At 64.4% G+C, this 12,362-nt stretch carries 10 protein-coding genes; 4 read left to right on the top strand and 6 right to left on the bottom strand.

From position 1 onward, the window contains the following. Positions 1–37: 37 nt before the first annotated feature. From dut to AAHK20_RS25055, 6 genes are all read right to left on the bottom strand, one after another. Positions 38–484 (bottom strand): dUTP diphosphatase, encoded by a 447-nt coding sequence (dut, locus tag AAHK20_RS25030; protein WP_449184189.1) that lies wholly within the window; start codon positions 482–484, stop codon positions 38–40. 21 nt (positions 485–505) lie between these two features. Next, positions 506–1,522: an LLM class flavin-dependent oxidoreductase gene (locus AAHK20_RS25035; protein WP_449184190.1), complete on the bottom strand. Its 1,017-nt coding sequence runs from the start codon at positions 1,520–1,522 to the stop codon at positions 506–508. Between the two features lie 41 nt (positions 1,523–1,563). Then, positions 1,564–2,778 carry a bifunctional phosphopantothenoylcysteine decarboxylase/phosphopantothenate--cysteine ligase CoaBC gene (gene coaBC, locus AAHK20_RS25040; protein WP_449184191.1) on the bottom strand — a complete coding sequence of 405 codons (1,215 nt, stop codon included), beginning with the start codon at positions 2,776–2,778 and terminating at the stop codon, positions 1,564–1,566. A 27-nt stretch (positions 2,779–2,805) separates the two neighbouring features. Next, positions 2,806–3,306 (bottom strand): signal peptidase II, encoded by a 501-nt coding sequence (gene lspA / locus AAHK20_RS25045; protein WP_449184192.1) that lies wholly within the window; start codon positions 3,304–3,306, stop codon positions 2,806–2,808. Then, positions 3,306–6,143, bottom strand: coding sequence for an isoleucine--tRNA ligase (ileS, locus tag AAHK20_RS25050; RefSeq protein WP_449184193.1), 2,838 nt, complete (start codon positions 6,141–6,143; stop codon positions 3,306–3,308). The genes lspA and ileS overlap by 1 nt, the downstream gene beginning before the upstream one ends. Before the next feature lie 180 nt (positions 6,144–6,323). Beyond that, the gene (locus AAHK20_RS25055; RefSeq protein WP_449184194.1) at positions 6,324–7,328 is read right to left on the bottom strand and encodes a bifunctional riboflavin kinase/FAD synthetase; all 1,005 of its coding nucleotides are present in this window, start codon (positions 7,326–7,328) and stop codon (positions 6,324–6,326) included. A 114-nt stretch (positions 7,329–7,442) separates the two neighbouring features. Here AAHK20_RS25055 and purN point away from each other — a divergent pair, with 114 nt between their 5' ends. The 4 genes from purN to AAHK20_RS25075 all read left to right on the top strand — a co-directional run bounded on the left by purN (position 7,443) and on the right by AAHK20_RS25075 (position 12,303). Then, positions 7,443–8,096: a phosphoribosylglycinamide formyltransferase gene (gene purN / locus AAHK20_RS25060; RefSeq protein ID WP_449184195.1), complete on the top strand. Its 654-nt coding sequence runs from the start codon at positions 7,443–7,445 to the stop codon at positions 8,094–8,096. After that, positions 8,093–9,502, top strand: coding sequence for an RsmB/NOP family class I SAM-dependent RNA methyltransferase (locus AAHK20_RS25065; RefSeq protein WP_449184196.1), 1,410 nt, complete (start codon positions 8,093–8,095; stop codon positions 9,500–9,502). The genes purN and AAHK20_RS25065 overlap by 4 nt, the downstream gene beginning before the upstream one ends. 35 nt (positions 9,503–9,537) lie before the next feature. Beyond that, positions 9,538–10,902 carry a mechanosensitive ion channel family protein gene (locus AAHK20_RS25070; RefSeq protein ID WP_449184197.1) on the top strand — a complete coding sequence of 455 codons (1,365 nt, stop codon included), beginning with the start codon at positions 9,538–9,540 and terminating at the stop codon, positions 10,900–10,902. 204 nt (positions 10,903–11,106) lie between these two features. Beyond that, entirely contained in the window at positions 11,107–12,303 is a 1,197-nt protein-coding gene (locus tag AAHK20_RS25075) for a DesA family fatty acid desaturase (RefSeq protein WP_449184198.1), read from the top strand. Positions 12,304–12,362: the final 59 nt, after the last annotated feature.

Consider the following 12,362-nt stretch of genomic DNA (forward strand, 5'->3'; position numbering starts at 1 on the left):
TGTCCGTTCGAAGGGGCGCAACGCCCCTTTCGCGGCATCAATGCTTGCCCGTGCTTCCGAATCCGCCTGCGCCGCGGTCGCTCTCGTCGAACTCATCGACGATATTGAAGTGCGCCTGCACGACCGGCACGATCACGAGCTGGGCGAGGCGCTCCATCGGATTCAGCGTGAACGTGGTGTGTCCGCGGTTCCACGTCGAAATCATCAACTGGCCCTGATAGTCCGAATCGATCAGCCCGACGAGGTTGCCGAGCACGATCCCGTGCTTGTGCCCGAGACCCGAGCGCGGCAGGATCATCGCCGCGTAGCCCGGATCACCGACGTGGATCGCGAGGCCGGTCGGCACCAGTGCGGTCTGGCCCGGTTCCAGTGTCAGCGGTTCGTCGAGGCACGCGCGCAAATCGAGGCCGGCGCTACCGGTCGTCGCGTAGGCGGGGAGCTGGTCGCGCATGCGCGCATCGAGGATCTTCAGGTCGAGTTTCATGCAGGCTTTGTTGAGTGAGGGTCAAGCGGTTGGGTTGTCGCGCCCGAGCTCGAAAGCTTGAGCGAGGAGTTCGTATGAGCGCAGCCGGGCGCGATAGCTGCCTGCGACGGTCAGGATGACCAGTTCGTCGGCGTTGAATTGGTCCTTCACTTCCGCGAGGCGCGCTGTCACGGATTCCGGCGTTCCGATGATGCTGCGCGGTTTCTCGCGATCGATCACGAGCTGGTCGCGCTCGCCGAACTCTTGAAGGCGGCCTTGTTCGATCGACGGAATCGGCGCGTTCAGGCCGTACGCCATTTGCACGCGGCGCAGGTCGACGGCCCGTTCCAGCTCGGCGGCTTCCTTTTCCGTGTCCGCGCAAATGACGAAGACAGATGCGGCAAGGTAGGGCTTCTCTTCGTGGCCCGGGGTGAAGCGATCTCGATACGCCTCGCCGACCTGATGCCCGAAATGCGCGTTGATGAAATGCGCGAACGCAAATCGCATGCCGAGCCGGGCCGCCAGCATGCCGCCGAAATCGCTCGAGCCGAGCATCCACAGTTGCGGACGCGTCGCGATTTGCGGCTGCAGCAGCACGCCTTGCGCGACGTGGTCGAGCGGCAGCTTGCCGCTCATTAGCGCGACGAGATCGGCGACTTGTTCGGCGAAGATTTCGCCGCGGTTGTACTGGCCGGCCGCGACCGCCTGGGCAGTACGCATGTCGCCGCCGGGCGCGCGTCCGACGCCGAGATCGACGCGGTTCGGGAACAGCGCTTCGAGCATCAGGAACTGCTCGGCGACTTTGAACGGGCTGTAGTAGGGCAGCATGATGCCGCCGGAGCCGATGCGGATGCGTTTGGTAAGGCTGCCGAGCCGGGCCAGCATCACTTCGGGACAAGGGTTCGAAACCCCCCGCAGGCCGTGGTGCTCGGCGCACCAGTAGCGCGTGTAGCCGAGATCGTCGGCGAGCTGCGCGAGCTCGAGAGTGGCGGCAATCGCGTCGGCCACCGAGTGCCCGTCGATCACGGGCGTTTGATCGAGCACGGAAAGTAGCGTCATGGCAGTACCGCTCCGAGTTAAGCCGCTAGTCCATTCCCCGCTTAGGAAATCAGGCTCGTGTCCGGCAGTCGGCGAGCGATCTCGTCGATCAGCGTTTGCGCGAGCGTCGTTTTGTCTGCGCGCGGCAGCTTTGTCACACCACCGGCTTCGAACAGCGCCACTTCATTATCGTCGCGGCCGAACGTCTGCGGGCCAAGATTGCCGATCAGCAACGGCACGTTCTTGCGGACGCGCTTTTCTTCACCGTTCACGTCTAGGTTGCCGCTTTCCGCAGCAAAACCGACGCAGAACGGCGGATGCGGCAGCTTTGCCACCGACGCGAGGATGTCCGGATTCTCTACGAATGTGAAGCTCGGCATTTTGCGGTCGGCCGTCTTCTTGATTTTATGTTCGCTGACGTGATCCACACGCCAATCCGCTACGGCGGCGACCGCGATGAAGATGTCGCAATCCGCTACCGCCTGCATGACGGCGTCGTGCATCTGCTGGGCCGTTTGCACGTCTTCGCGGAACACGCCCCAAGGCGTATCGAGCGCGACCGGGCCGGCCACCAGATGCACGTCCGCGCCGGCCTGCTGCGCTGCGCGCGCGAGCGCAAAACCCATCTTGCCGCTGGAGAGGTTCGTGATGCCGCGCACCGGGTCGAGCGGTTCGAAGGTCGGGCCCGCCGTGATCAGGACGCGCCGCCCGCCAAGCACTTTGGGCCGGAAGAACGAGGCGATGGCCTCATACGCCGCTTCCGGCTCGATCATGCGGCCATCGCCGACTTCGCCGCAGGCCTGCGAGCCGGAATCCGGGCCGAGCACGAGCACGCCGTCGGCGCGCAGTTGCGCGACATTGCGCTGCGTCGCCGGGTTCTGCCACATCTGGCGGTTCATCGCGGGCACGACGAGCAGCGGGCAGTCGCGCGCGATGCACAACGTGGAGAGCAGGTCGTCGGCCATGCCGTGGGCGAGCTTTGCGAGGAAATCGGTCGAAGCGGGTGCGATTACGATCGCGTCCGCTTCACGCGAAAGGTCGATATGCGGCATGTTGTTGTCGATGCGCGCATCCCACTGGCTCGTGTAGACCGGGCGCCCCGAGAGCGCCTGCATCGTGACCGGCGTGATGAACTGCGTGGCCGCTTCGGTCATCGCGATTTGCACGGTCGCACCGGCCTTGGTCAAGAGCCGCGTCAGCTCGGCGATCTTGTAGCAGGCGATGCCGCCCGTCATGCCCAGTACGAGGTGTTTTCCTGCGAGTTCTGCGGTTGCCAACGAAGGTCTCCGAAAGCGAAGGCGCGTTTAGCGCGCGCCGCGCACGCGCCGCAATTCGTCGAGCACAAGCAAGATCGCGCCGATCGTGATCGCGCTGTCGGCGAGATTGAACGCGGGCCAGTGCCAGCCGCCGACGTGGAAATCGAGAAAGTCGATCACGTGGCCGTACACAATCCGATCGATCACGTTGCCGAGCGCGCCGCCCATGATCAGTGCGAGCGACGTGCAGAAGAGCCGCTGGTTGCCGTGGCGCTTCATCAAGTAGCAGATCACGGCCGCGGCCGCGACGCCGAGCAGCGTGAACGCCCAGCGCTGCCAGCCGCCAGCCGCTGCGAGAAAGCTGAACGCCGCGCCGCGATTGAACACGAGAAAGAAGTTGAAGAACGGCGTGATCGAGTACGGCACGGCGTAGGCAAACACCTTCGACACCGCGATCTTCGTCAACTGATCGGCCAGGATCACGATCAGCGCGATGCCCAGCCACGGCGCGAGGGTCCCGCTTGCTTGCTTCGACATGGTCTTCGCCATTATGCCGCGCTCCGGGTCTCGCCGCTGCCGAACAGGTTGGAGACGCAGCGGCCGCAAAGAGTGGGGTGCTCGGCGTTGGCGCCGACGTCTTCGCGGTAGTGCCAGCAGCGCTCGCACTTGAGGTACTTCGAGGTGACGACTTCGACGCCTTCGTCGGCTTCGGAGTCGACCTTGACGACGGTCGCCGCCGACGTGATCAGCATGAACTTGAGGTCGTCATTCAAGCTCGCGAGCGCGTCGTAGCGCGCGCCGCTCGCGCGGATCTGCACCTCAGCCTGCAGCGACGAACCGATCTGGTTCGCGACGCGCGCCTCTTCGAGCGCCTTCGTCACGTTGCCGCGCACGTCGCGCAGGAGCGACCACTTGTCGAGCAGCGCCGCCGCACCCGGCACTTCCGGGTATGCGTAATACGTTTCGGTGAAGATCGTGTCGCGGCCCGGCTGGAACACCTTCCACGCTTCTTCCGCGGTGAACGACAGGAACGGCGCCATCATCCGCAGGAGGCCCTGCGCGATGTGATAAAGCGCCGTCTGCGCCGAGCGGCGCGCGGCCGAATCGGGCGCGCTCGTGTAGAGGCGGTCTTTGAGCACGTCGAGGTAGAAGCCGCCCAGGTCTTCGGAGCAGAACGTCTGCAGTTTCGCGACGACCGGGTGGAATTCGTACTTCTCGTAGTGCGCGAGCACGTCCTGCTGCAGCGTCGCCGTGAGCGCAACGGCGTAGCGGTCGATCTCGAGCCATTCGCCGATCGGACGTGCGTTCTTCTCGATGTCGAAGTCCGACAGGTTCGCGAGCAGGAAGCGCAGCGTGTTGCGAATGCGCCGGTAGCTTTCCGTCACGCGCTTCAGGATTTCCTCGGAGATCGCGAGCTCGCCCGAATAGTCGGTCGACGCGATCCACAAGCGGATGATTTCCGCGCCGAGCCGGTTCGCGACTTCGTGCGGATCGATGCCGTTGCCGAGCGACTTGCTCATCTTGCGGCCTTCGCCGTCGACGGTGAAGCCGTGCGTGAGCAAGGCGTCGTACGGCGCGCGGCCGTCGAGCATCGATGCCGTCAAGAGCGACGAATGGAACCAGCCGCGGTGCTGGTCCGAGCCTTCGAGGTAGAGGTCGGCCGGGAATTGCAGTTGATCCTTGTGTGAGCCGCGCAGCACGTGCCAGTGCGTCGTGCCCGAATCGAACCAAACGTCGAGCGTGTCGCGGTTCTTTTCGTACATATTGGCGTCGTCGCCGATCAGCTCGCGCGGATCGAGCGTCTGCCATGCCTCGATGCCGGCTTTCTCGACGCGCTGCCCGACGGCCTCGAGCAGCTCCAGCGTGCGCGGATGCAGCTCGCCCGTTTCCTTGTGGACGAAGAATGCCATCGGCACGCCCCATTGGCGCTGGCGCGAGAGCGTCCAGTCCGGACGGTTCGCGATCATGCTGTGCAGGCGCTGCTTGCCCCACGACGGGTAGAACGTGGTCGCGTCGACCGCGGCGAGCGCCGTTTCGCGCAGCGTGCGGCCGCCGTCTTTCGGCGTGACGTCCATGCCGGCGAACCATTGCGAGGTCGCGCGATAGACGATCGGCGTCTTGTGGCGCCAGCAGTGCATGTAGCTGTGCGTGTACTTCTCGGTGTGCAGGAGCGTGCCTGCCGAGCCGAGCGCTTCGACGATCTTCGGATTCGCCGTCCAGATCGACAGACCGCCGAAGAGCGCGAGCGATTCGATGTAGCGGCCGTCGCCCATCACCGGGTTGATGATGTCGGAGTCGGCCATGCCGTGCGACTTGCACGACTCGAAGTCTTCCACGCCATAAGCGGGCGACGAGTGGACGATGCCCGTGCCGGACTCGGTCGTCACGTAGTCGCCGAGGTACACCGGCGCCGTGCGCTTGTAGTCGGGGTGCGACGAAGCGAGCGGGTGATGGAAGCGCAGGTTCACGAGCTTGGCGCCCGTCGTGGTCGCGACGACGTGGCCTTCGAGCTTGTATTGCTTCAAGCACGCTTCGACGCGTTCTTCCGCCAGGATCAGCAGGCCGCGCGGCGTATCGACGAGCGCGTAGACGATCTCCGGATTCACGTTGAGCGCCTGGTTCGCGGGGATGGTCCAGGGCGTCGTGGTCCAGATCACGATGCCGCCTTCATTGCGCGGCAGCGCGGAGAGCCCGAACGCTTGAGCGGTCTTGTCGGCTTCCGCGATCGGGAACATCACATCGATCGTCGGGTCGGTCTTGTCCGTGTATTCGACTTCCGCTTCGGCCAGCGCCGAGCCGCAGTCGAAGCACCAGTTCACCGGCTTCAGGCCGCGGAACACATAGCCTTTCTCGATGATCTTCGCGAGCGCGCGGATTTCACCGGCCTCGTTCGCGAAGTTCATCGTCTTGTACGGATTGTCCCAGTCGCCCAGCACGCCCAGGCGGCGGAACCCGGACTTCTGCTTTTCGATCTGTTCGGTCGCGTAGGCGCGGGCCTTTTGCATCACTTCCGCCGCCGGCAGCGACTTGCCGAACTGCTTTTCGATCTGGATCTCGATCGGCATGCCGTGGCAGTCCCAGCCAGGCACATAGGCCGCGTCGAAGCCCGCCATGTTGCGCGACTTGACGACCATGTCCTTCAGGATCTTGTTCACCGCGTGGCCGAGGTGGATGTCGCCGTTCGCATACGGCGGGCCGTCGTGCAGGATGAACTTCTTGCGGCCAGCGCTTGCCGCGCGGATCTTCTCGTAGACCTGGTTCTCCTGCCATTCCTTGACCCATTGCGGCTCGCGCTTGGGCAGGTCGCCACGCATCGGGAACGGCGTGTCGAGCAGGTTGACCGGATACTTGGCCTGGGGTTTCGAATCGGCTTTCTTGTTGCTCATGGTGAGATCGCTGGAAAACGGTGGACGCCCGGCTGTGGGCGTCGTGTTGGGCGTGGCGTCTGTGGCGTCGGGCTTTGGTACGGGTGTCTCCCGAGTGTCCGACGCGACGCCGTGTACGGTGCTTGCTGCGTTTTTCTGGCGGTGCGGGTGCAGGCTTTGGCGCCGGCGCGCACCGCGCGGCTACCTAATTCGATCGGTGGCCGAGGTGGAAAAGCCCGTTGCGCTGCTGCCGGGCGCGCTGCCGCCCGAGCCGCCGAGCGCGGCAAAATACTCGCGCGCGTTGACGACATCGCGAGCAATGGCCTTGGACAGCGTTTCGAGGTCGATGAATTTCTCCTCGTCGCGCAGCTTCTTCAGAAATTCGACGCGCACGAGTTTGCCATAAGCGTCGCCGTGCCAGTCGAGCAAGTGAACTTCGAGCAGCACGCGGCCGGAATCGTCGACGGTCGGGCGCAGGCCCAGGCTTGCGACGCCCGGCAGCGGCTCGGGCGCGATGCCGTGCACGCGCACGACGAAAATGCCGGAGAGCGCCGGCCGCTTGTGCGCGATCGGCAGGTTCAGCGTGGGAAAACCCAGATCGCGGCCGAGCTTCAAGCCGTGCACGACGTGGCCGCTGATCGCATAGTCGCGGCCGAGCGCCGAGCGCGCTGTGTCCAGATCGCCCGCGATGAGCGCCGTGCGCACGCCGGAGCTGGAAATGCGCGCGCCGGTCGGATCGGCGACGGTCGCCATCTGCTCGACTTCGAAGCCGTGTTGCGCACCGGCAGCCTTCAGCGACGCGAAATCGCCCGCGCGCTTCGCGCCATAGCGGAAGTCGTCGCCGATCATCACCCAGCGCGCGTGCAGCCCGTTGACGATGATCCGCTCGACGAACGCATCGGGCGTCTGACTCGCGAACGTGTGATTGAAATGCTCGACGACCACCCGGTCGACGCCGTTCATCCGCAGCGCTTCCAGCTTGTCGCGCAGCATCGCGATGCGCGGCGGGGCGCCGGCCGGATTGAAGAATTCCCGCGGGTGCGGCTCGAAGGTCATCACGCAGACGGGCAGGCCGCGCGCGTCGGCCGCTGCGCGCACGTGGGCGAGCAGCGCCTGGTGGCCGCGGTGGACACCGTCGAAATTGCCGATCGTCAGCGCGCAGGGCGCCCGGCTTTCGGCATTGGGAAGACCGCGGAAGACTCTCACGATAGCGGATGGGGTGGGGCGGCCAAGTGCCGCAAAGCAGAAGATTATAAACGTTCGGGGCAAATGGCGGCTCTCCCCGGCGGTTTGGGGCCTCCCGAATGATAAAATCCGCGGATGAAAAAAATCGTCATCCTGATTTCAGGACGAGGCAGCAACATGGAAGCGATCGTGCACGCTTGCGCGCACGAAGGCTGGCCGGCGCAAGTCGCCGCCGTGATTGCCAACCGTCCCGACGCCGCGGGTCTTGCGTTCGCCGCGTCGCACAGTATTGCCACGCAAGTGGTCGATCATCGCGCTTATCCAGACCGTGAGAGCTTCGACGCCGCGCTCGCCGCCGTCATCGATGGCTACGGGGCCGACCTCGTCGTACTCGCCGGTTTCATGCGCGTGCTGACGCCGGGCTTCGTCGATCGCTACGCCGGGCGGATGCTGAACGTGCATCCGTCGCTCTTGCCGAGCTTTCCGGGCCTGCATACGCATCAGCAGGCGCTCGACGCCGGCGTGCGGCTGCACGGCGCGACCGTGCACTTCGTCACGTCGCAGCTCGACCATGGGCCGATCGTCGTGCAGGCGGCGGTGCCGGTCGTCGATGGCGACGATGCGGCGGCGCTCGCTGCCCGCGTGCTGACTTACGAACACGTGATTTATCCACGGGCGGTGCGCTGGTTCGTCGAGGGGCGGCTCGCGCTCGACGGCTTGCGTGTCAGCCTGACGCCGCCTGAGCCGCAATGGCTCTTTTCCGACCAACTCGCCGGGGAAAAAATATGAAAGGGAAGGAAGGAAAGGGGTCCAACGGAAACGGGCAAAAACGTTCGCGAGGCGCCGAGGGCGTGCGTGCCGCGGGCGCTCGTGGTGCCGGCAATCGTGGTCAGGGCAATCGCGCGTCATCGGGCCGCAGCGGCGCGGACGGCGGTCCGCGCGTGCATGGATTCTTGATCGGGCAAACCGAAACGCTTCTGGCGGAGGTCCTCAAGCTCACCGGTCCGGCCGACGCCACGACGAGCCGCTTTTTCCGCGCCCATCCGAAGCTTGGCCACAATGAACGCGGCGTGATCGCCGAAGCGGTGTTCGCCGTGCTGCGCCGGCGCATGGAATTCGCCCATCTCGCCGAAAGCGGCAGCGGGAGCCCGACGCGGCGCCTGACGCTGCTTGGCCTGATGCAGACGATGGGGCTGTCGGCGCTCAAGCCGTTCGTTTCTGCAGACGAACTCGCATGGCTCGAGCACGTGTCGAAGATCGATCCACAGAACTTGCCCTTGCGTGTGCGCACGAACCTGCCCGAGTGGATCGTCGAAGCCCTCGCCAAGCGTTTCGAGGCCGACGAGCTGGCTCAACTCGCCGCCGCGCTGAATTACCCGGCTCCGCTCGATTTGCGCGCGAATCCGATCAAGGCGACCCGCGACCAGGTCCTCGACGCGCTGAAAGCCGCGGGTATCGACGCCGGCGCCATGCCGTTTGCGCCGTATGGCGTGCGTGTCGCCGGCAAGCCCGCGCTCACCAAGCTGAAGGCGTTCGAAGACGGCTGGATCGAAGTGCAGGACGAAGGCAGCCAGCTGCTGTGTTCGCTGGTCGCGCCCAAGCGCGGCGAGATGATCGTCGACTTCTGCGCGGGCGCGGGCGGCAAGACGCTCGCGCTCGGCGCGATGATGCGTTCGACCGGGCGTCTGTATGCGTTCGACGTGTCCGATCGCCGGCTCGCGAAGCTGAAGCCGCGTCTCGCGCGCAGCGGGTTGTCGAACGTGAACCCGGTGCTGATCGACAGCGAGCACGATGCGAAGATCAAGCGCCTCGCCGGCAAGATCGACCGCGTGCTCGTCGACGCGCCTTGCAGCGGCCTCGGCACGCTGCGCCGCAATCCCGACCTCAAATGGCGCCAGTCGCCCGAATCGATCGCCGAGCTCGCGCCCAAGCAGGCGTCGATTCTCGAGAGCGCCGCGCGGCTTGTGAAGAAGGGCGGGCGCCTCGTCTACGCGACGTGCAGCGTGCTCGAAGAGGAAAACGAAGCGATCGTCGCGCAGTTCCTCGCCGCGCATCCGGAGTTCGTGCTCGTGCCTGCGGGCACGGTGCTCGCGGAGCAGCGCATCGAGATGGAAATGGGCGATTACCTGTCGCTATGGCCGCATCGCCATGCGACCGACGGCTTCTTCGCCGCAGTGCTCGAGCGGCGCGGTTGAGGCCCTTCAAGCACGTTAGGTAGCGCAGGTTTCCGATGGCTTTGACTGACAACCGTATCTTTTCGCACATGCTGGGCGGCTTCGTGCGCGACTTCGGCCAGCCGGTAATGATCTGGCAGGCCGGCGCGCTCGTCGGCGCGCTGGCCGTGGCGTGGTTCCTCGCGCGTTTCGTGCGCCGCAAGCTCGATTTGCGCCGGCAGACACGCTATCAAGCGCTGCGCTTCGGCGCCGAGAGCCTCAACAAGGCGATCTTTCCGCTGCTGGGCGGCGTGCTCGTCTGGTCGATCGAGGAGGTGCTCGACGGCTATATGTCGACGTCGCTGCTCGAGCTTGCGGTCGTGCCGCTCTTCGGCATCGGGCTGATCTACATCCTGTTCTTCATCGGGCGGCGCGTGTTCAGCAGCGACGGCCAGACGCACGCCTGGCTTTTCGTCGCCGAAAAGGTCGTGTCGGTGCTGGTCTGGATCGGCATGGTGCTGACGGTGCTCGGCATTCAGGACGATGTGATCCATTGGATGAGCACCGTGCGTTTCCATATCGGGACCGCGCATATGTCGCTGCTGTCGCTCGCGACGGGCATCGTCTGGGTCTGCGTGACGCTGATCGTCGCGATGTGGCTCGGCTCGGCGCTCGAAGACCGTGTGATGCGGGCGAGCACGATCGACGCGAACCTGAAGGTGGTGCTCGCGCGCGTCGGGCGTGCGCTGCTCGTGCTTGCGGCCGTGCTGATCAGCTTGTCGCTCGTCGGTATCGACATTACGGTGCTCGGGGTGTTCGGCGGCGCGCTCGGCGTCGGCCTCGGCTTCGGCCTGCAGAAGATCGCGAGCAACTACGTGTCGGGCTTCATCATCCTGATCGACCGGTCGCTGCGGATCGGCGACACGATCAACGTCGCCGGTCAGCAAGGCAAAGTCACGCAGATCAGCACGCGCTACACGACAGTGCGCGGGCTCGACGGCATCGAAACGCTGATCCCCAACGAGAAGCTCATCACCGACGTCGTGCAGAACCACTCGTCGTTCCAGACGCGCGGCTACGCGAAGGTGGCCGTGCAGGTCGCCTACGAGTCGGATATCGAGGCAGTGCTACTGCTGCTCGCCGACGCGGCGAAGGGCGTCGAGCGCGTGTTGCCGGAGCCCGCGCCCACCGCCTACTTGGTCGGCTTCGGCGCGGACGGCATCGATCTTGAGCTCGGCTTCTGGATAGAAGACGCCGCCAAAGGCACGGCGGGCGTGCGCTCGCAGGTGAACCGCAACATCTGGCGGCTTTTCGCCGCACACGGCGTCTCCATCCCATTTGCGCAGCGGGAAGTGCGTATCATCGGCGGGGTTCCCGAGGGCTTCTCAAAACTGGGAAAAATGATCGATTCCGTGGAGAGCGAGGTGGCGCGTGGCTCGTAAAGGAATCGCAATATAGGGTGCCAGATCCGGCTGTCGTTTTTTGACGACGCGGTGGCTGCGGGTAAGCCCACAGACAAAAAAATCTCCATTTGTTACAAACACTTGGAACCGGCGAGGTAAAATGCCGTCCAACCTCGCCTCATGCTTTCACTTTCTTGACATCCGCCGGGCGGCGGATGTTTCTCGATTCACGGATAAACTGCCTTGCTGAACTCCCTGTTCGATTTCCTCGCGAATGGCCTGCTCCGCTTTACGTGGTGGCAAATTGTGCTTTTCGCGCTCGTTGCCACGCACATCACGATCATCGGCGTCACGGTCTATCTGCACCGCTGTCAGGCGCACCGCGCGCTCGATCTGCACCCGATCGCGAGCCACTTCTTCCGTTTCTGGCTGTGGATGACGACCGGCATGCTGACCGGCCAGTGGGCGGCGATTCACCGCAAGCATCACGCGAAGTGCGAAACCGAGGAAGATCCGCACAGCCCGCAAACGCGCGGCATCTGGAAGGTGCTGCTCGAAGGCGCTGAGCTCTATCGCGCCGAAGCGAAGAACGAAGAAACGATGCGCCGCTTCAGCCACGGCACGCCGAACGACTGGATCGAGCGCAACGTGTACTCGCGCTACCCAATTCTCGGCATCAGCCTGATGATGGTGATCGACGTCGCGCTGTTCGGCATCGTCGGCCTGTCGGTTTGGGCCGTGCAGATGATCTGGATTCCGTTCTGGGCGGCGGGTGTCGTCAATGGCCTCGCGCACTTCTGGGGCTACCGCAACTTCAATTCGGCCGACGCCAGCACGAACATCTTCCCGTGGGGGATCATCATCGGCGGTGAAGAGCTGCACAACAATCACCACACGTACGCGACGTCCGCGAAGCTGTCGAACAAGTGGTTCGAGTTCGATATCGGCTGGATGTACATCCGCATTCTCTCGGCGTTCAAGCTCGCGAAAGTGAAGAAGGTTGCGCCCACGCCGCGTCTGTCGAAGGGCAAGCTCGTGCTCGATCAGGAAACGCTGCAGGCCGTGCTCTCGAATCGCTACGAAGTGATGGCGCGCTACGGTAAGACGGTCAAGCAGGCGTACCGCCAGGAACTGGCGCGCTTGAAGGAAGTGGGCGCACGCGAGAAGTACCTCGTGATGCGCAACGCACGCAAGTGGTTCCACAAGGACGAATCGGGCCTCGACGAACCGCAAAAGCGTCAACTGCCAGAGATTTTCGCGAACAGCCAGAAGCTGCGCACGTTCATCGAGCTGCGCAACGAGCTGGCTGCGATCTGGGATCGCTCGAACGCTTCGCGGGAACAGTTGCTGGTGCAGTTGCAAGATTGGTGTCATCGCGCAGAACAAAGCGGCATCAAGGCCCTGCAGGAATTTGCGATGCGTCTGCGCCGCTACGCCTGATCTCGAAATCCTTTAAAATTTAGAGACGTCACAAAACCCCGCGTTGGCGGGGTTTTTCT

The sequence above is a fragment of the Trinickia camelliae genome (genome assembly GCF_053525655.1).

Excerpts from the sequence above, each read along its gene's own strand:
- dut (WP_449184189.1), bottom strand. The coding sequence starts at position 484 with ATGAAACTCGACCTGAAGATCCTCGATGCGCGCATGCGCGACCAGCTC.
- AAHK20_RS25035 (WP_449184190.1), bottom strand. The coding sequence starts at position 1,522 with ATGACGCTACTTTCCGTGCTCGATCAAACGCCCGTGATCGACGGGCAC.
- lspA (WP_449184192.1), bottom strand. The coding sequence starts at position 3,306 with ATGGCGAAGACCATGTCGAAGCAAGCAAGCGGGACCCTCGCGCCGTGG.
- ileS (WP_449184193.1), bottom strand. The coding sequence starts at position 6,143 with ATGAGCAACAAGAAAGCCGATTCGAAACCCCAGGCCAAGTATCCGGTC.
- purN (WP_449184195.1), top strand. The coding sequence starts at position 7,443 with ATGAAAAAAATCGTCATCCTGATTTCAGGACGAGGCAGCAACATGGAA.
- AAHK20_RS25065 (WP_449184196.1), top strand. The coding sequence starts at position 8,093 with ATGAAAGGGAAGGAAGGAAAGGGGTCCAACGGAAACGGGCAAAAACGT.
- AAHK20_RS25070 (WP_449184197.1), top strand. The coding sequence starts at position 9,538 with ATGGCTTTGACTGACAACCGTATCTTTTCGCACATGCTGGGCGGCTTC.